The 18,140-nt window shown below is 73.2% G+C and carries 18 protein-coding genes; 6 read left to right on the forward strand and 12 right to left on the reverse strand.

Annotation, left to right across the window (positions count from 1 at the left end; all coding sequences use genetic code 11):
* Positions 1 to 48: 48 nt before the first annotated feature.
* Positions 49 to 2,259, reverse strand: a complete 2,211-nt coding sequence (helR, locus tag B0I33_RS20775) for an RNA polymerase recycling motor ATPase HelR (RefSeq protein WP_181193383.1) — start codon at positions 2,257 to 2,259, stop codon at positions 49 to 51.
* Between the two features lie 149 nt (positions 2,260 to 2,408).
* Here helR and B0I33_RS20780 point away from each other — a divergent pair, with 149 nt between their 5' ends.
* Both B0I33_RS20780 and B0I33_RS20785 read left to right on the forward strand, forming a co-directional pair.
* Entirely contained in the window at positions 2,409 to 2,897 is a 489-nt protein-coding gene (locus B0I33_RS20780) for a GNAT family N-acetyltransferase (RefSeq protein ID WP_106180485.1), read from the forward strand.
* A gap of 140 nt (positions 2,898 to 3,037) precedes the next feature.
* The gene (locus B0I33_RS20785; RefSeq protein ID WP_106180486.1) at positions 3,038 to 3,712 is read left to right on the forward strand and encodes a universal stress protein; all 675 of its coding nucleotides are present in this window, start codon (positions 3,038 to 3,040) and stop codon (positions 3,710 to 3,712) included.
* A 16-nt stretch (positions 3,713 to 3,728) separates the two neighbouring features.
* On the opposite strand, the gene B0I33_RS20790 is transcribed toward B0I33_RS20785, so the two are convergent.
* Positions 3,729 to 4,646: a proteasome assembly chaperone family protein gene (locus tag B0I33_RS20790; RefSeq protein ID WP_106180487.1), complete on the reverse strand. Its 918-nt coding sequence runs from the start codon at positions 4,644 to 4,646 to the stop codon at positions 3,729 to 3,731.
* 117 nt (positions 4,647 to 4,763) lie between these two features.
* On the opposite strand from B0I33_RS20790, the gene B0I33_RS20795 reads away from it, so the two are divergent.
* From B0I33_RS20795 to B0I33_RS30490, 4 genes are all read left to right on the forward strand, one after another.
* Positions 4,764 to 6,095, forward strand: coding sequence for an ROK family protein (locus B0I33_RS20795; RefSeq protein WP_106180488.1), 1,332 nt, complete (start codon positions 4,764 to 4,766; stop codon positions 6,093 to 6,095).
* Positions 6,096 to 6,456: 361 nt separating this feature from the next.
* Positions 6,457 to 6,630, forward strand: coding sequence for a hypothetical protein (locus B0I33_RS30040; RefSeq protein ID WP_181193385.1), 174 nt, complete (start codon positions 6,457 to 6,459; stop codon positions 6,628 to 6,630).
* 86 nt (positions 6,631 to 6,716) lie between these two features.
* Entirely contained in the window at positions 6,717 to 8,141 is a 1,425-nt protein-coding gene (locus B0I33_RS20805) for an amidohydrolase family protein (protein WP_106180490.1), read from the forward strand.
* Positions 8,138 to 8,791: an Atu4866 domain-containing protein gene (locus B0I33_RS30490; RefSeq protein WP_106180491.1), complete on the forward strand. Its 654-nt coding sequence runs from the start codon at positions 8,138 to 8,140 to the stop codon at positions 8,789 to 8,791. Before B0I33_RS20805 ends, B0I33_RS30490 begins: the two co-directional genes overlap by 4 nt.
* Before the next feature lie 109 nt (positions 8,792 to 8,900).
* On the opposite strand, the gene der is transcribed toward B0I33_RS30490, so the two are convergent.
* The 10 genes from der to mbhE all read right to left on the reverse strand — a co-directional run bounded on the left by der (position 8,901) and on the right by mbhE (position 18,041).
* On the reverse strand, positions 8,901 to 10,316 hold the full coding sequence (der, locus tag B0I33_RS20815) for a ribosome biogenesis GTPase Der (protein WP_106180492.1): 1,416 nt from the start codon (positions 10,314 to 10,316) through the stop codon (positions 8,901 to 8,903).
* On the reverse strand, positions 10,313 to 10,960 hold the full coding sequence (locus tag B0I33_RS20820; RefSeq protein ID WP_106180493.1) for a lysophospholipid acyltransferase family protein: 648 nt from the start codon (positions 10,958 to 10,960) through the stop codon (positions 10,313 to 10,315). Before B0I33_RS20820 ends, der begins: the two co-directional genes overlap by 4 nt.
* A complete protein-coding gene (cmk, locus tag B0I33_RS20825) occupies positions 10,957 to 11,658 on the reverse strand; it encodes a (d)CMP kinase (protein ID WP_106180494.1) in 702 nt (233 codons plus the stop codon). The genes B0I33_RS20820 and cmk overlap by 4 nt, the downstream gene beginning before the upstream one ends.
* A 78-nt stretch (positions 11,659 to 11,736) precedes the next feature.
* Complete coding sequence (mnhG, locus tag B0I33_RS20830) at positions 11,737 to 12,099, reverse strand: monovalent cation/H(+) antiporter subunit G (RefSeq protein WP_181193386.1); 363 nt, start codon at positions 12,097 to 12,099, stop codon at positions 11,737 to 11,739.
* The gene (locus B0I33_RS20835; protein WP_106180495.1) at positions 12,096 to 12,362 is read right to left on the reverse strand and encodes an MrpF/PhaF family protein; all 267 of its coding nucleotides are present in this window, start codon (positions 12,360 to 12,362) and stop codon (positions 12,096 to 12,098) included. Before B0I33_RS20835 ends, mnhG begins: the two co-directional genes overlap by 4 nt.
* Before the next feature lie 220 nt (positions 12,363 to 12,582).
* Positions 12,583 to 13,191, reverse strand: a complete 609-nt coding sequence (locus tag B0I33_RS20840) for a Na+/H+ antiporter subunit E (RefSeq protein ID WP_106180496.1) — start codon at positions 13,189 to 13,191, stop codon at positions 12,583 to 12,585.
* Positions 13,188 to 14,726, reverse strand: coding sequence for a Na+/H+ antiporter subunit D (locus tag B0I33_RS20845; protein ID WP_106180497.1), 1,539 nt, complete (start codon positions 14,724 to 14,726; stop codon positions 13,188 to 13,190). The genes B0I33_RS20840 and B0I33_RS20845 overlap by 4 nt, the downstream gene beginning before the upstream one ends.
* Positions 14,723 to 15,106, reverse strand: coding sequence for a Na(+)/H(+) antiporter subunit C (locus B0I33_RS20850; RefSeq protein WP_106180498.1), 384 nt, complete (start codon positions 15,104 to 15,106; stop codon positions 14,723 to 14,725). The genes B0I33_RS20845 and B0I33_RS20850 overlap by 4 nt, the downstream gene beginning before the upstream one ends.
* Complete coding sequence (locus B0I33_RS30495) at positions 15,103 to 15,672, reverse strand: MnhB domain-containing protein (protein WP_245900872.1); 570 nt, start codon at positions 15,670 to 15,672, stop codon at positions 15,103 to 15,105. Before B0I33_RS30495 ends, B0I33_RS20850 begins: the two co-directional genes overlap by 4 nt.
* On the reverse strand, positions 15,669 to 18,041 hold the full coding sequence (mbhE, locus tag B0I33_RS30500) for a hydrogen gas-evolving membrane-bound hydrogenase subunit E (protein ID WP_106180500.1): 2,373 nt from the start codon (positions 18,039 to 18,041) through the stop codon (positions 15,669 to 15,671). The genes B0I33_RS30495 and mbhE overlap by 4 nt, the downstream gene beginning before the upstream one ends.
* Positions 18,042 to 18,140: the final 99 nt, after the last annotated feature.

The following is an 18,140-nucleotide window of genomic DNA, read 5'->3' on the forward strand; positions in this document are numbered from 1 at the left end:
TCCCGGGCCACCGGGACCGGGGACTCTCCCGTGCGCGTCCGCGAGCCGCTAGCCGGTCCGCGAGTTCCCCGCGCGGGCCGGTGTCCCGGTGCCGGCGAGTCCGGCCAGTGCCCGCGGCAGCGGCTCGCGGTGCAGGACGCCGAGGCGCTGGGTGGCGCGGGTGAGCGCGACATAGAGTTCCGCCGCGCCACGCGGGCCCCCGGCGAGGATCCGTTCCGGTTCGACGACCAGGACGGCGTCGAACTCCAGGCCCTTGGTCCCCGCAGGCGGCACCGCTCCGGGCACGTCCGCGGGTCCGATCACGACACTGGTGCCTTCGCGACCCGCTTCCTGCCGCACGAACTCCTCGATGGCGGCGGGCAGTTCGTCCATGGTGACCTGTCGCGCCCAGGGCCGGACGCCGCACGCGCGCACCGACTCCGGCGGCCGCGCCTCGGGGGCGAACTCGGTGAGCAGGTCGGCCGCGACCGTCATGATCTCCGCCGGGGTCCGGTAGTTCACCGACAGCGACCGGTAGACCCAGCGGCCGGGAACGTAGGGCTCCAGCATCTCCGCCCACGAGGTGGCTCCGGCGGGCGACCGGCGCTGGGCGAGGTCACCGACCACGGTGAACGATCGGCTCGGGCAGCGCCGCATCAGCACCCGCCAGTCCATCGCGGACAGTTCCTGGGCCTCGTCCACCACGATGTGCCGGTAGGTCCACTCCCGGTCCGCGGCGGCGCGCTCGGCGAGGTCACGGGTGTCCCGCTCGACGAACCGGTCGGCCAGGTCCTCGGCGTAGAGCAGGTCCGTGGCGAACAGGTGGTCCTCGTCGTCCATCGAGTCCTGGCGGTCGACGAGCTGGGCCAGCACGCCTTCGGCGTACTCGGCCTCGGCCTTGCGTTCCCGCTCGGCGATGTGGTCCGCCTGCTTGTCCCCGCCCAGCAGGTCGATCAGCTCGTCGAGCAGCGGCACGTCCGACACCGTCCAGGCCGCGCCGTCGGCGCGCCACAGCGCCGGGTCCGCACCGGCCGCCCGCAGCCGCTCGGGGGACTCGTACAGCCGCGCCAACAGCGCTTGCGGGGTCAGGACCGGCCACAGCTCGTCGAGCGCGGCGGTGAACGCGTCGTCGTTCGCGAGCTCGGTGAGCAGATCAGCCCGCATCCGCTCCCACGCCTCCCGGTCCTCGCGGGTCAGCCAGCCCCGGCCGATCCGGGCGATCGCCCGTTCGGTGAGCACGTAGGTGATGATCTCGGCGAACACCGCGCGCGCCTCGTTGTGCGGCAGCCCGCTCGCGCGTGCCTCCTCCCTGGCCCACTCCGCGGTCTCGGCGTCGATCCGCATCGGGACGCCGCCGAGTGCGACCGGCAGCGGCTGCTCGGGCACCCGCTGCCGGTCGGCGATCGCCGCGGCGAGCACGTCCAGGATCGCGCACGAGCCCTTGAGCCGCGCGGCCTCCGCGGTGTCCTCGGCGGTGACACGCAGCCCGGGCACCAGGTCGCCGGGGGTCATGAACACCACGTCCGTCTCGCCCAGCGACGGCAGCACGCGGCTGATGTGGTGCAGGAACGCCGGGTTGGGCCCGACCACGAGCACACCGTGGCGTTCCATCCGCTCCCGCTGGATGTAGAGCAGGTACGCCACCCGGTGCAATGCGACCACCGTCTTGCCGGTGCCCGGCCCACCCTCGATCACCAGCACCCCGGGGTGATCGAGCCGGATGATCTCGTCCTGCTCGGCCTGGATCGTCGCCACGATGTCGCGCATGCCCTCCCCGCGCGGCGCGTTGACCGCCGCGAGCAGCGCCGCGTCTCCCCGGCCGCCGCGCTCCGCGTCGCCCGGGCGGCCGAACACCTCGTCGGTGAAATCGAGCACCCGGCGTCCCCGGGTGTGAAACTGCCTGCGTCGTCGCATGTTCTCCGGGTTCACGGCGGTGGCGGTGTAGAAGGGCCGCGCCGCGGGCGCCCGCCAGTCCAGCAGAACCGGCTCGTGGCCGTTCTCCTCGTCGAAAAGCCCGATCCGGCCGACATACGAACGCTCGCCGGAGCGTGCGTCCAGCCGGCCGAAGCACAACCCGTTGTCCGCGACGTCCAGCCGCCTCATCTCCCTGGCCAGCGCGCGCACCTCGACGTCCCGTTCCATGGGCGTCCCACCGGTCCCCCGCAACGCCGCGTTGTAAGCGGCCCGCACCCGCACGCGCTCGCCGTCGAGTCGCGCGTAGAGCCCGGCCACATAACCCCGCTCGGCCCGCAATTCGTCTTCGTACCCCTGAGTTGACACATGCCCCTCACAGCGCCTAAACTGACATTAGATTCGGCGGGTTTTCCTTTCTTATGGGAAGACACGCCAATTTTTTATTGTCCATTTCTTGTCAAGTCCGCGCCTTTTCCACCGGTGTTTTCCCGCCGGCGAGCCGGAGGTGCTCCTGGGTGGCCGAGGTGATCGTCAGCCTGTCGGTCCGTGAGCTGACCGACCAGGACCTGCGGTGGTGTTCCTGGTCCGGCACCGGGCTGCACCTGGAGCAGGTGGCGCGGGAGCTCGTGCGTGCCCGGCGCGGTGAGGTCGACTACCTGGCCGTGTGTCCCCCTTCCGGCATACCGGTGGCGATCGGCGGCATCGACTACCAGGTCCGCCCGGGTGCGGGCACGCTGTGGCAGCTGGCCGTGCATCCCGCGCTGCGGTCGTGCGGTATCGGCACCCTGCTGATCCAGGCCGCGGAGCGGCGGATTCTCGCCAGGAACCTGCGCAGGGCCGAACTGAGCGTGGAGGAGAACAACCCCCGCGCCCGCGCCCTCTACGAGCGGCTCGGCTACGTCGGCTACGGCCGGGAACCGGACTCCTGGGACGTGGAAGGTCCGGACGGCATCGTCCGGCGGTACGAGACGACCTGCACGGTGATGCGGAAGTCGCTGTCCTGACGCGGCCCTGAAGCGGTCACGACCGCACCGGCGCACCGGGCGGGCCGAAGGTCCCGGCGCCGCGGTGCGTTCGCCCCTGGGCGGCGAGGGCCGCCACGGCGCACCCTGGTGGTATCGCACCCGTACGTCTGGAGCCCGCGATGCCCATCGTTGCGCAAGTCATCCTGCTGGCCGCCCTCTGGGTACTGGTCGGCCTCACGTCCGTCGCCTTCATCCTGGGCAGGCAGGGCCACCGCGACTGGCGCTGGTACGTCGTCGGCGGGGTGCTCGGCCTGCTGTTCGTCCCGATCGCCGTGGAACGCGCGACCCGGCGCACCACCGTGCTCGAACGCTCCCCCAGCGACGGCGGGACCGAAGGCGAGGGCGTCACCGTGCTCGTCGGCGTGGACGGCTCGGCGGAGTCCGACGAGGCCGTGCGCGACACCGCCCGCCTGTTCGGCGGCACGGCGGGCCGCGTCGTGCTCGTGGCGGCCGCCGACCCCGATGTCGGGGAGTTCGACCTGGCCGAGCCGCAGCAGCGCTGCCACGACCTGCTCGCCGACCGGGCGGCCTGGTTGCCACGGCACGTCACGGTCGTCACCGAGGTGGTCGCGGGTCAGCCCGCACGGGTGCTCCTCGAACGCGCCCGCACCGAGCACGCGGACCTCGTCGTCCTCGGCAGGCGCGGCAGCGGCCTTTCCCCGCGCCTGCTCGGCAGCGTGGCGACGCTGGTCACCAAGCGCTCACCGGAGCCGGTGCTGCTGGCGGGCAGGCCGCGGGCTGGCCAGGAACGCGAGCCCGAGGCCGAGGCGGTCGGGGCGGCCACGAGCGGCTGACCCGGCGCCGCGGCCGCTACGACTCGCCCGGGTCGGGACGGCCCTGCTGTTCGGCGAGGAACCGCTCGAACTCGCTGCCCAGCTCCTCGGCGGTCGGCAGCTGTTCCGGATCGGCCAGCAGGCTCTCCCGGCCGGACGCGGCGGCGAACGCGTCGTACTGCTGCTCGAGTGCCCGCACGACGTCGGCGACCTCTTCCGAATCGGCCACCTGCCGCTCGACCTCGGCGTCGGTGTGGCGCGCGGCATCCCGCAGCGCGTCCTTCGGCAGGTCCAGCCCGGTGGAACGCTCGATCGAGTCGAGCAGGGTCAACGCGGCGGCGGGGTACGTCGCCTGCGCCAGGTAGTGCGGCACGTGTGCGGCGAAGCCCATCGCGTCGTGCCCCGCCTCCCCGAGCCGCAGCTCCAGCAGCGCCGAGAGGCTGCCCGGGATCTGCATCCGGTTGAACAGTGGCCGGAAACCGCCCACCAGCTCCGAGCGGGTCGCGTGCGCGGTGACCCCGAGCGGCCGCGTGTGCGGCACGCCCATCGGGATCCCCTGGAAGCCGACCGTCAGCCGGACGCCCCAGCGTTCGACCAGGCTGCGCACCGCGGCGACGGTCAGCTCCCACTCGCGGTCCGGTTCCGGTCCGGTCAGCAGCAGGAACGGCGTGTGCTCGTGGTCGTGCAGCAACCGGATCACCAGCTCGGGCGCCTGGTAGGAGGCCCAGTGGTCCGTGGCGAAGATCATCGGCGGCCTGCGGGAGCGGTAGTCGATCAGCCGGTCCACGTCGAAGCGCGCCACCACCCGGCCACCGAGCTCGGAGGTCAGGTGCTCGGCGACCGCGTTCCCGGCCGAACCGGCGTCGACGAAACCGTCGAGATGGTGCAGCAGCACCGCGCCGTCCAGCACCGGGACGTCGGAGTCCACCTCGTACAGCTCTTCCGGGTCCGGCACGAAACCTCCTGGGTCGCCTTGGCGGTAGCTCAGCACCTTCCAACGCCCGGGTACCCGTGTTCCATCCCGGCACGCCGCCGGAGTGAGTCTGCTGTAGCCGGGCGCGTAGTGGAAGATATGCGGGTGCAGGTGCAGCAGACAGGACCGAACCCGGGCGCGCACACGACCGAGCACGTGGACAGCCTGGCCACCGTGCTCGACCTCATCCGCACGGGTGCCGCGCGCACCCGGCCGGAGATCGGGCGTCACTCCGGTCTCGGCCGCACCGTGGTGACGCAACGGGTCAACCAGCTCGCCGCGTGCGGTCTCGTCGAGGAGGGCGCGCTGGGTCCGTCCAGCGGCGGCCGCGCGCCACGGGAGCTGCGGTTCCGGGCGCGGGCGGGGGTGATCCTGGCCGCGGAGCTCGGGGCGACGAGCGTCGGCACCGGCGTCACCGATCTGGCCGGCCACGTCCTGGCCGAGCGCGAGGAGCCCACCGACATCGCACAGGGCCCCGAGCCGGTCCTGGAGCGCGTGGAGAACCTGTTCGACGAGCTGATCGCCGAGGTCCGCGCCACGTACCCGGACGAGGACCTCGCCGTGTGGGGGATCGGGATCGGCCTGCCGGGCCCGGTCGAGTTCGCCACCGGCCGCCCCAGTGCCCCACCGATCATGCCCGGCTGGGACGGCTACCCCGTGCGCGACCGGCTCGCGACCCGGTTCGACGCGCCGGTGTGGGTGGACAACGAGGTCAACACGATGGCGCTCGGCGAGCTGCGCGCCGGGTCGGCCAAGGGACAGCGCGACATCCTCTACGTCAAGATCGGCACGGGCATCGGCGCCGGGCTGGTCTCCGGCGGCCAGCTGCACCGGGGCAGCCAGGGTTGCGCGGGCGACATCGGGCACGCGGCGGTCGCCGACGACCAGGCCGTCGTCTGCCGCTGCGGCAACACCGGCTGCCTCGAGGCGTACGCGGGTGGCGCGGCGCTGGCGCGGGACGGCCTGGTCGCCGCCCGGGAGGGCCGGAGCCCCTTCCTCGCCGACGTCCTGGCCACCACGGGCACGATCCGGGCCGCCGACATCTCGCGCGCCGCGCAGAGCGGGGACCGGACGTCGGTGGAGCTGCTCACCCGGGCGGGCAGGCTGATCGGCAGCCTGCTGGCCACGCTCGTGAGCTTCTACAACCCGGCGCTCGTGATCATCGGCGGCGGGGTCGCGGGCGCCGGTGACCTGCTGCTGGCGGCGGTCCGGGAGTCGGTGTACCGGCGCTCGCTGCCGCTGGCGACCCGGGAGCTCCGGATCACCCGGTCCACTCTGAGCGACCGCGCGGGTCTCGTCGGTGCCGCGTTCATGGCGATCGACGAGCTGTTCGCGCCCGAGCGTCTCGCGCACTGGGTCGACGCGGGTTCGCCCGCGGGTGAACCGCGGCTCGTCGACATCCCGCTGAGTCGGCGCGCCGCGGCACGGTGACCCACCGAGCGGCCCCCGGGGTGCTCACCCAGGTCCCGCGATGCCGCCAGGCCGGAGTGCGGGACGCTCCCGTGCGGTCCGGCCGATCCCGCCGGGCCGTTTCCGGTGCACGGATCACGGAGCGTACGCGCGCACGCGAGGCGCGGGAGCCGGCACTCGGCACACCGGCCGCCCGGCTCGGCCATGCCGCCGCGAGCGTCCCGGCGCGCGGTCGGCAGGCCATCGCATGATCGCCTTCCCCACCGGCTGGTCACGCACCCCGTCCGCAGTCTGACCGGCGCCGAACCCGGGAACCAGGTCCTGACACTCCCAGGAGGTCCGGTCCCTTCCCGGCGCCACGGTGACCGCGGAGGGTGAACCCATGCACGAGCACCTCACCCTCACCCGGACCGATCCGGAAGCCGTCCCGACCGGGGCCGGTCTTCCGGCCATCCTGACCGATGTCCCGGCGCGCACCCCGGGCGGCGGACCCGGCCTGACCACCGGCACCTCCGCGGTGCCCGCGGTCCCCGGCGCCGCCGTGCGCACCGTCTGACCACACCCCTTCTCAGGGTCGCCAGCGGATCGACGGCGACCGCACCACGCCAGTCACATCATGAGCATCATGAGCAAGGAGAACCGATGACCTCCCGCCCCCGGCAGCGTTCCGCAGCGCTGTCCACCACTCTCCTCGCCGCCGAGGCCGACCCGCGCCGCACGATCCTGCTCACGGGCGCGACGGTGGTCACCATGGACCCGGCGCTCGGCATTCTCCACGGCGCCGACGTCCTGATCCAGGGCGACCGCATCGCCGACGTCGGCCACCGCCTGCACGCCACGGACGCCGTCGTGGTCGACCTGACCGGATCCGTGGTGGCTCCGGGTTTCGTGGACACCCACCGCCACGCCTGGCAGGCGCAGATGCGGCGGACCATTCCCGACGTCGACGACCTCGCCGGCTACCTGACGTCCACGCTCGCCCGGGTCGCACCGGCCTATCGGCCGCACGACATGTACGTCGGCACCCGGCTGGCCGCGCTGACGGCGCTGGACTGCGGCATCACCACGATGCTCGACTTCTCGCACAACTCCCGTACCGGCGCGCACTCCGACGCCGCGGTCACCGCGCTGATCGACAGCGGAATCCGCGGGGTACACGCCGCTATGGGCCCTCACTTCGGCAGCTGGGACCGGCAGTGGCCAGCCGACCTCACCCGGCTGAAGAACACCTACTTCTCCGCCGGCGACCAGCTCGTCACGCTGCGGCTCGCCGCCCTCGCCACACCGGACATCGCCGGCCCACACCTCGCCTACGGTCCGGACCTCGCGCGCGTCGCGGCCGACCTCGACATCGGCGTCAGCCTCGACGTGATGTTCGGGCCCGCGGCCTCCGAAGCGATCCTGCGCTGGCAGCGCGCGGGCCTGCTCGGACCGCACCTGGAATCCATCCACTCGACCGCCCTGTCGGCGGACGCGTGGTCGGCCCTGCGCGACGCCGGGGTGACCGTCTCGCTCGCACCCACCTCCGACACCCAGATCGGTCTCGAGGACGCCGTTCCACCGGTCGACGAAGCACTCTCCCACGGAATCCGGCCCGGACTGTCCATCGACGTCGAGGTCGCTCTCGCTTCGGACATGTTCACCCAGATGCGCACCCTGCTCAGCGTCCAGCGCATGCGAGCCGTCCACTCTGCCTACGGCACCGGGACCGCACCGGCGCGGATCACGACCAGCGACGTGCTCGACTTCGCGACTCTCTCCGGAGCCCGCACACTGGGACTCGACGCCGTCACCGGATCCCTCACTCCCGGCAAGCAGGCGGATCTGATCGTCGTGGATGCCGAAGACCTCAACACCATGCCCTTACACGACCCGGTCGGGACCCTCGTGCTCGGTGCCGACCGCAGCAACATCACCGCCGTCTGGGTCGCCGGGCGGCTGCGCAAGTGGGACCGCCGGCTCGTCGGCGTCGACATCGCCGACCTCCGCGACCAGGTGCACGCGTCCGTCGAGTCGATCGCCGCGCGGCTGCCCGGCCCGGACCGGCAGGAGGCGATCGCCCGATGACCTCGCGCTCCGGCCTGCTCGTCGTCCGCGATGCGGTCGTGCACATCACCCCCTCGCGCAAGACCAGGGGCGACATCGTCGTGACGGACGGGACGGTGACACACGTCGGATCCAGCCGCCGGCCGGCGGCACCGGACGCCGTGACCATCGAGGCGGCGGGCGCCTCCGCGGTTCCGCTGCTCGTCGACAGTGCCGTCCGGGCCCGCGCCCCGCACGAGCGCAACCGCGACGACCTGGCACCCGGCAACCGCGCCGCCTTCGCCGTGATCCGAGGTTCCGTCCGGGAGGACCGCATCCGTCACATGCTCGTCGTCAGCCCCCGCGACCTGCTCGCCGTCGTCGTCGGCGAGCGGGTCGAAGCCCGGCACGGCACCCCGGCCCGGCCGCCCGCCGACCCCGGGTCCGCCTGGCGCGGCGCGTGGACCGACCGCGACCGGGGAATGACCCAGTACCTCACAGCCCGTGGCCGCTACTCCGAGACACGCGGGGGTCGCGCCGACGCGTACACCGGACGCTACTGGGTGCACGAGGACCGGATCACCTACCTCGACGACCAGGGTTTCTGGGCCTTCGGTCAGCAGGTGGGCGGAATCCTGCACCACGCCGGGTACGTGCTGCACCGAACCGGTGGGCCCCCGCACCCGGGATGACCAGTCCCGGTACCGCCGCCGTCGGCGAGGTACACCACCATCGCGCGGGGGATGGACGACGAGTGCGCTCGGCATACCGCGCGGCCATCAGGATGCCATCGCGTCCCGGTCAGCGGCCCTTGCGGGGTTTCTTCTCCCGCACGCGGACGTTGATGCGCACGGGGCTGCCCTGGAAGCCGAAACGCTCGCGGAACTTCCGCTCGATGAAACGGCGGTAGCCCGCCTCCAGGAACCCGGTCGTGAACAGCACCAGCGTCGGCGGGCGGATTCCCGCCTGCGTGGCGAAGAGCACCTTGGGCTGTTTGCCGCCGCGCACCGGCGGCGGCGTGGCCGCGATGAGCTCGGACAGCCAGCCGTTGAGCTGACCGGTCGGCACCCGCTGGTCCCACGACCGGAGCGCCGTCCGCAGCGCGGGCGCCAGCTTGCGCACGGACCGGCCGGTGAGGGCGGAGACGTTGACCCGCTCCGCCCACGGCACGCGCACCAGCCCGCGGTCGATCTCCTTCGCCAGCTGGTGCCGCCGGTCCTCGTCCACGAGGTCCCACTTGTTGAAGGCGAGCACCAGCGCCCGGCCGGCGTCGACGACCATCGACACCACCCGGAGATCCTGTTCGGACAGTGGTTCGCTGGCGTCCAGCAGCACGATCGCCACCTCGGCGGCCTCGATCGCGGTGCGGGTGCGCAGCGCGGCGTAGTACTCGGCACCGCTGGCCGTCTGCACACGCTTGCGCAGGCCCGCGGTGTCCACGAACCGCCACGTCTCCCCGTCGAGTTCCACGAGCGAGTCGACCGGGTCCACGGTCGTGCCCGCGACCGAGTCAACCACGGCCCGCTCCTCGCCCGAGAGCTTGTTCAGCAGGCTCGACTTGCCCACGTTGGGCTTGCCGACCAGCGCGACGCGCCGGGGACCGGCCACTCGCTCGCCGTCCCTCGGCGCCTCGGGCAGCGCCGTGACGATCGCGTCGAGCAGGTCGCCGGAGCCGCGGCCGTGCAGCGCGCTCACCGGATAGGGCTCGCCGAGTCCCAGCGACCACAGCGACGCCGTCTCGGCGAACAGGCGCTCGTCGTCCACCTTGTTCGCCGCGAGCAGCACCGGGCGGTCGGACCTGCGGAGCACCCTCGCCACGGCCTCCTCGGTGGCCGTGGCGCCGACGGTGGCGTCCACCACGAGCAACACGGCGTCCGCTGTGGACATCGCCAGTTCCGCCTGCGCGGCCACGGCACCCTGCAGCCCGGTCGCGCCGGGTTCCCAGCCGCCGGTGTCCACGACGGTGAACCGCCTGCCGTTCCACAGCGCGTCGTACGCCACCCGGTCCCGGGTCACGCCCGGCACGTCCTGCACGACCGCCTCCCGGCGGCCCAGGATGCGGTTGACCAAAGTGGACTTACCGACGTTCGGCCTGCCGACGACGGCGAGCACCGGCTGCGCGAGCGCGGTCTCCTCGCCGGCGTCCGCGCCGCCCACCTGCTCGTCGAGCGTGGTGAACTCGGCCTCGTCGGACCACGTGCCATCAGCCTCGGTCATCGTCTCTCTCTTCTTCGCGTGTCAAGTCTCTCCACGAGGGCGGCGAGCGTGGCGCGGATGCGCTCGGTGCCCTCGGCCAGCCCCGCGCGTCCCCTCGGGACGTCCGGGGCGAACGGCTCGCCGACGAGCAGGTCCACCCGGGGCCGGAAGCGCCGCCGCGTCCCCGGAGGGCGCAGCGTGCCGCGGACCGCCACGGGCAGCACCACCGCGCCCGTGACCCGGACCAGCCAGGCCGCCCCCTGCTGCGCGCTCGCCACGTCGCCCGCGCCCCGGGTGCCCTCGGGGAACACGGCCACCAGCCCGCCGTCCCGCAGCACGCGCACGGCGGTCGCCAGCGCCTCACGGTCCGGAGCGCCCCGGGTGACCCGGACCTGGCCGATCCGGTGCAGTGCCGGGCCCGCGGGTCCGGCGAACAACTCGCTCTTGACCAGGAACACCGAGCGGCGCGGCAGCATTCCGAAGATGAGCTGCGGTTCCACCAGCGAGCTGTGGTTGGCGACGAGCACCACCGGACCGGTGCGCGGCACCCGCTCCAGCCCGTCGACGCGGATCCGGAAGGCGGGGCGGTAGAGGCATCGCGCGATGAGCCTGGCGACGTCGTGCAGCCAGGGCACGGCACCGTCGGGCAGGCCCGTTCCGGTCACTTCGGTGCCTCGACCGCGCACCCCAGCAGCCCCCGCTGGCTGGCCAGCTCACTGAGGGCGACGATCACCTGGTCGATCTTCAGCTCGGAGGTGTCGAACACGACCGCGTCGTCGGCCGCGCGCAGCGGGGACGCCGCGCGGGTCGAGTCGAGCCGGTCGCGCCGCACGACCGACTCCCTGGCCTCGTCCGGCGAGGACTCCCGGCCCGCGGCCGTGTCCTGTGCGCTGCGGCGCGCGGCCCGGACCTCCTCCGAGGCGGTGAGGAACACCTTGAGCGGAGCGTCGGGAGCGACGGTGGTGCCGATGTCGCGGCCCTCCACCACGATCCCGCCCGTGCCCTCCAGCACCTGGGCGATGATGCTCCGCTGGCTCGCCACCAGCAGTGCGCGCACCTCGGGTACCGCGGACACCGCGGAGACGGCGCGGTTGACGGGCTCCGTGCGGATCTCCTCCCCCACGTCCTCGCCCGCGAGCAGGGCCCTCGGCAGCTCGGGGCTCGTGCCGACCCCGATCTCCACCCGGCGGGCCAGCTCCGCGACCGCCGTCGCGTCGGCCGGGTCGACGCCCGCGCGCAGCACCGCCAGCGTCACGAGCCGGTACATGGCACCGGTGTCCAGGTAACCCGCGCCCAGCCGGGCGGCGAGCGTGCGCGCCACGGTGGTCTTCCCGGTTCCCGATGGGCCGTCCAGTGCGACCACGCCGTGTAGGGCTCCCGCCACGGACCGTTCTCCTCGTCCCGTCGTCCGACACCTGCGGGGCTCCATTCTGCCTGCCCATCACCCGGGTGGATCAGTCGGCCGCCCACCCTCGTCGCGCAACCGCTCGGCCAGCTCGTCGGCGACCAGCACGGAGGGCAGGTAGTCGCCGGTCCGGTAGGCCGCGCGGCCGAACAGCTGGGCCAGCACGGGGGCGGTGATCACCTGGAACAGCCCGGCGAGCACGAGCGCGGGGATGTGCTCGGCGTCCGCCCGCAGCGCGGCACCGGCGAGCACGAGCAGCAGGCCGAGGGTCTGTGGTTTCGTGGCCGCCTGCAGGCGCGTGGGCACGTCGGGGAACCGCAGCAGGCCCAGCGCGCCCAGCAGCGAGAAGCCCGCCCCGGACAGCAGCAGCACGGCGGTGACGACGTCCCGGACGATCACCGGTGCCCCTCCCAGCGCTCGACGAGCCGGATGGCGCTGATCGAGCCGATGAAGCTGAGCAGCGCGACCGAGAGCAGCACCGCGACGACGAGCCCGCGGCCGGTCACCGCGATGCTCGCCGCCGCCCCGGCGACGATGAGCACCAGCAGCACGTCCAGCGCGAGGACACGGTCCAGCGTGCGCGGGCCCCGGACGAGCCGGACCACGGTCAGCAACCCGGCCACCGACAGCATGCCGAACGTGGCGACGTAGACGGCGGTCACGGCGGGCTCCCTCCCGTCCGGCGTACCCAATGTGGCGTTCGGTGCGTCCGGCGCACCCAATGTGGCGTTCGGTGCATCCCCCGCACCCAAAGCGGCACCCGGTGCATCCCCCGCACCCAAAGCGGCACCCGGTGCGTCCCACGCACCCAATGCGGCATTCGGTGCGTCCAACGCACCCAATGCCACATTGGGGAGCTTGCCGCGATCGGTTCCGGACAGGTCACGGTTCCTCCTCGGGTGATTTCTCGGGTGAGACGGGACCCCGGCGGTGACAGCGGTCGGCGCGCCGCCCGGCGTCCCTCGCCTCGGCGGAGGGCGCGAGCGCCCGCACGGCCCGCACCTGCAGGTCGATCACCTGGTCGTGGGCGCGCGCGACCTGCTCGTCCGACCGCACGCCGAGGCAGTACACGTAGTACACGCCACCTCTGCGGTCGATGTGCAGGACGAACTTGTCCGGGGTCAGCGACACCAGGTTCGCCGCCGTCGCGACCACATGGTCCACATCGGACAGCACCGGCACCGCCACCACCGCGGCCCGCACGTCGCGCCCGTACTGGACCACCTCCCGGGAGTTCCGCACCGCGGAGACCACCAGGTCCAGCAGCACGAAACCGGCGAGCCGCAGCAACCGCAGCGGGCGCAGCACCGGCACCCTGCGCGTGGGCATCGGGAACAGCAGCAGCACCCCGAGCGCGACCAGCGGCGCCGACAGCAGCACGACGGGCCGGAGACCACCCCAGAGCAGCAGCCACACGATCACGAGCCAGCAGAACAGCGTCAGCGAGAAACGGCCGCCACCCGTTCCGGTCGATCCGGTCGATCCGGTCATGGCGCCGCCCTCGCCTCGCCCAGCACCGCCGCCCGGTAGGGCCCCTGGTCGAGCAGGTCGTGCGCGGCGCGTTCGCTCACCCCCGACAGCGGCCCGGCGAGCGCCGCGAACACGAGCCCGGCCAGCACGAGGCCACCGGTCGCGGCGAGCATCGGCCGCGACGACTCGCCCGTGCCCACGGTGACGTCGTCGGTCGGATCCACGTCGGGCACGGCGGGCGCCGGCTCCCCCCAGAACGAGCCGACCCACACCTTGCTCAGCGCGAACAGGGTGAGGAAGCTCGTCGCCACCGCGGCCGCGGTCACCACGTAGGCGAGCGGCGTCGCCGCCTCCGCGCCCGCCCTGAGCAGCACCACCTTCGCGACGAACCCGGAGAACGGGGGGATCCCCGCGAGGTTCAGCGCGGGTATCGCGAACAGCACGGCGACGAGCGGATAGCTCCGTGCCAACCCGCGCATGTGCCGCAGCGACGGGGTGCCCGCGTGCCGGATGACGAGCCCGCCGACGAGGAACAGCGCGCCCTGCACCGCGATGTGGTGCACCACGTACAGGATGACGCCGCTGAGCCCGATCTCGGTGAACAGCCCGAGCCCGAACACCATGTAGCCGATGTGGCTCACCAGCAGGAACGACAGCAACCGGTTGAGGTCGTTCTGCGCGATGGCGCCGAGCGCCCCGACCAGCATCGTCAGCAGGGCGACGACGAGCAGGAACGTGCCGCTGGTGGCGTCGCCGAACAGGAGGGTCTGCGTGCGGATCAGCGCGTACACCGCCACCTTGGTGAGCAGGGCGGCGAACACGGCGGTCACCGGCGCGGGCGCGGTGGGATAGCTGTCCGGCAGCCAGAAGTGCAGCGGCACCACCGCCGACTTGATCCCGAAGACCACGGCCATGAGCAGGGCGAGACCGGCCCGCGCGCCGTCCGGCAGGAGCGCGATCCGGCCCGCGAGATCGGCGAGGTTCACGGTGCCCGTGGCCGTGTACACGACCGCGACCATGGTGAGGAACAGCAGCGACGAGGTGAGGCTGACGATGACGTAGGTCATGCTCGGCCGCACCCGCTCGGCGTTGGTCCGGCGCGCGATCAGCACGTACGACGCCGACAGCATCACCTCGAACGCGACGAACAGGTTGAACAGGTCCCCGGTGAGGTAGGCCAGCGACACCCCGGCGGAGAGCACGAGGTACATCGGGTGGAACGCGGTCGACGTGGACGCGCGCCCCTGGTCGGTGATCCGCTGGCCGATGGCGAACACCAGCACCGCGAGCATGACCGAGATCGACACCAGCAGCAGCAGCGCGGACAGCCGGTCGGCGACCAGCGTGATGCCGAACGGCGGCGCGTAGCCACCGAGCTGCAGCACCACCGGGCCGCTGCCGTCGGCCCGGGCCAGCAGCAGCGCCGCCACGACCACGATGCCGCTGAGCACCAGCAGGTTGAGCACCCGTTGCACGGTGGCGAAGTGCCCGACCGCCAGCGAGAACGCCGCCGCGAGCAGCGGCAGCAGAACGGGCAGCGGGACGAGCGCGCTCACCCCGCCTCCTCCCGCTCCGCGGCGATCTCCGCACGCCGCACCCTGCGGTCCTCGAGGTCGTCCTGCACCTCGTCGTGGCCCAGCAGCACCCACGCGCGGTAGGCCAGCGCGAGCAGGAACGTGGTCAGGCCGAAGGTGATCACGATCGCGGTCAGCGCGAGCGCCTGGGGCAGCGGGTCCGCCATGTCCTCCTGGGGCACGACGCCGACGAACGGCGGAGCCCCCGGCGGCCCGCCCGCCGCCTGCAGGAACAGGTTGGCGGCGTGCCCGACGACGAGGAACCCGAGGATCACCTGCATCAGCGAACGCTGCATGAGCAGGTAGAACCCCGTCGCGTAGAGCACGCCCAGCAGGACGGTGGTGACGAGATCGATGCTCACCGTGCCTCCCCTTCCAGGTCCCTGGTCTCGATACCGGCGCCGAGGGTGCGGAGCAGGTCGAGCACGAGGCCGACGATGAGCAGGTAGACACCCACGTCCAGGAGCAGGCTGGAGGCGATGCTCAGCTCGCCGAGCACCGGTACGTGCGGGTGCCACTGCACGCTGGTCAGCGCGGGCAGGCCGAACCCCAGCGGCACCAGCGCCGTCAGCACCGCGATCCCGAGCCCCGCGCCGATGAGCGCGGGCGGCTTGATCCGCACCGCCGCGGCCAGCTCGACGCTGCCGCCCGCGACGTAGCGCATGACAAAGGCGAACCCGGCCACGAGCCCGCCGGGGAAGCCGCCACCGACGTCGTAGTGCCCGGCGAAGAGCAGGTACACCGACAGCACGAGCACGGTGGGGAACGCGATCCGGACGGCGATCTCCAGCAGCAGGGACCGCGGCCAGCCGGGAGCGCCGTGCTCGGCGCGCAGCCAGCGTTCCGTGGGAACGTCCCAGCTCTCCCAGTCGACGGGCTCGTCGGTGGGCTCCGCGGGCCCGATGGAGCCGGTCGAATCGTCGGTCACCGGCGCACCTCCGTTCGCTCGTCCCGCCCTGGCCTCGGCATCGTGCGCCGCCGCGCCCGGCCCGCGCCGAGTGCGAGACTGGCCGCACCGGTGGCCGCGACCAGCAGGACGGTGATCTCGCCGATGGTGTCCAGTGCCCGGAAGTCGACGAGGATCGCGTTGACCACGTTGGTCGCCCCGGCCTCGGGCTTGGCGTTGTCGACGTACCACGCACTGGCCGGGGGCAGCCGCTCCCGGCCGGCCGAGTAGGCCGTGGCCAGCACCGCGACGAACGTCCCGCCGAGCGCGGCGACCAGCGCCTTGCGCCATTCGGCCCGGCGCAGCGCGGGCTGCCCCGAGCGGGCCTGGCCACCGGTCCGCTCCCGGCCCGGCCGCGCGAACGGCGGGGGCAGCCGCCGCAGCACCAGCACGAACACGACCAGGGTCAGCGTCTCGACCAGGAACTGGGCGAGTGCCAGGTCGATCGCGCCACGCACGAGGAACAACCCGCCGACGCCGTAGCCGATCATCCCGGTGAGCAGGACGGCGGTGAGCCTGCGGCGGGCGCGCAGCACCGCGCCCGCCGCGGCGAGCACGATCGCCGCGAGCGGCAGCTGCAGCCACGACCGCGACCACGGTGCCTCGATCGCAGGCAGGCCGCGGAGCAGCAGCATCGTGCCCGGAGCGGCCACCACGGTCAGCAGGATGACGGCCAGGTACACCGGCAGCGACCCGGTCTGGATGCGTCCGGTGCCGCCGTGCGCCAGCCTGATCAGGCCGGACACGGCGGTGTCGTAGCCGCGCTGGGCCCGCAGCGGTTCCGGGACGCGGCCGGACACCACCGCCACGGCCCGGCCCGCGCGGTACACGGCGTACCCGGTGGCGAGGACCAGGACGGACAGCAGCAGGGGCGGGGTCAGCCCGTGCCACAGCGCCAGGTGGTAGTCGTGGGCGCCGGGCAGGGCCTCCGCGTAACCGGCCGCGAGCGGCGCCAGCCAGCCGACCCCTGGCCCCACGACCAGCCCCGCCAGCGCCGGGACCGCGATCGCCGCCGTGAACACGGCGCCGGGTGGCTTCGCCCGGCTCGGTGCCGCGCCCGGCCGGGTGCCGAACGCGCCCACCAGGAACCGCAGCGTGTACGCCACCGTGAACACGGACCCGGCGGTGATGCCGCACAGCACGGCGACGTCCTTCGGGGTGGCGTGGAGGAACGCCTTCAGCGCCGCCTCCTTGCCCACGAAACCCAGCAACGGCGGGAGCCCGGCCATCGACGCGGCGGCCAGCCCGGCGAGCGTGGCCAGCTGGGGCCACTGCCGCCCGAGCCCGGAGAGCTCGCGGATGTCCCTGGTGCCGGTGCCCTTGTCGACGGCGCCGGCGGTGAGGAAGAGGGTGGACTTGAACAGGCCGTGTGCCAGCAGCATCGCCGCGCCGGCCAGCGCCGCCGTGTAGGTGCCCACCGCGACGAGCACCAGCAGGAAGCCGAGCTGGCTCACCGTGCCGAAGGCGAGCAGCAGCTTCAGGTCGTGCTGGCGCAGCGCACGGAACCCGCCGAGCACCATGGTCCACAGGCCGAGCACGACGAGCGGCACCCAGAACACCGGCCGGTCGGCGAACGCCGGAGCGAGCCGGGCCGCGAGGTAGACACCCGCCTTCACCATGGCCGCGGCGTGCAGGTACGCGCTGACCGGGGTCGGGGCGACCATGGCGGCGGGCAGCCACGGGTGGAACGGCACCTGCGCCGACTTCGTGGCCACGCCGACGAGCAGCAGCGCGACGGCCGCGGTGACCGCGGCGCCGTCCGGCGGGTCGGCGAGGATGCCGGAGAGGCGGAACGTACCCGCCGCGACCGCGAGCACGATCAGCCCGAGCAGCAGCGCCAGCCCGCCGAACACCGTGACCACCAGTGCCTGCTTGGCCGAGCGGCGGGACTCCTCGTCCCGGCCCGCACCGCCGACGAGCAGGAACGAGGCGATCGTGGTGATCTCCCAGTAGACGTACAGCGAGAGCACGTCGTCGGCGAGCACCAGGCCCAGCATCGCGCCGGCGAAGGCGACCATCAGCCCCGCCTGCCTGCCGTGCCCCGGCTCGTCCCGGTCGGCGTAGCGGCCGAAGTAGCACAGCACGACCGCGCCGACCCCGGTCACCAGCAGCGTCATCAGCATGGCGAGCGCGTCGAGCCGGACGGTGAACAGCAACCCGATCCGCTCGGCCCAGTGCACCGACTCCCCGTGCGGTGTCCCACGGAGCACCCCCGGCAGGTAGGTGAGCGCGAGGGCGAGCGACCCCGCGGGCACCAGCGCGCCGATCGCGAACGCGGCGCGTCCGCAGCGGCGGGCGGCGAGCGGCAGCATCGCGGCCACGGCGAAATGCGCCGCGATCGCGATCAGCACGTCTCTCACCGCCCCTTGCCACGCCGAACTGCGCTCCGCCGCTTACCCCCAGCACCACGTGCGCAAACAGGACTGCCGGGGCTGAGCTACCGTGTACGG

Source organism: Prauserella shujinwangii (genome assembly GCF_003001955.1).
GTDB lineage: Bacteria > Actinomycetota > Actinomycetes > Mycobacteriales > Pseudonocardiaceae > Qaidamihabitans > Qaidamihabitans shujinwangii.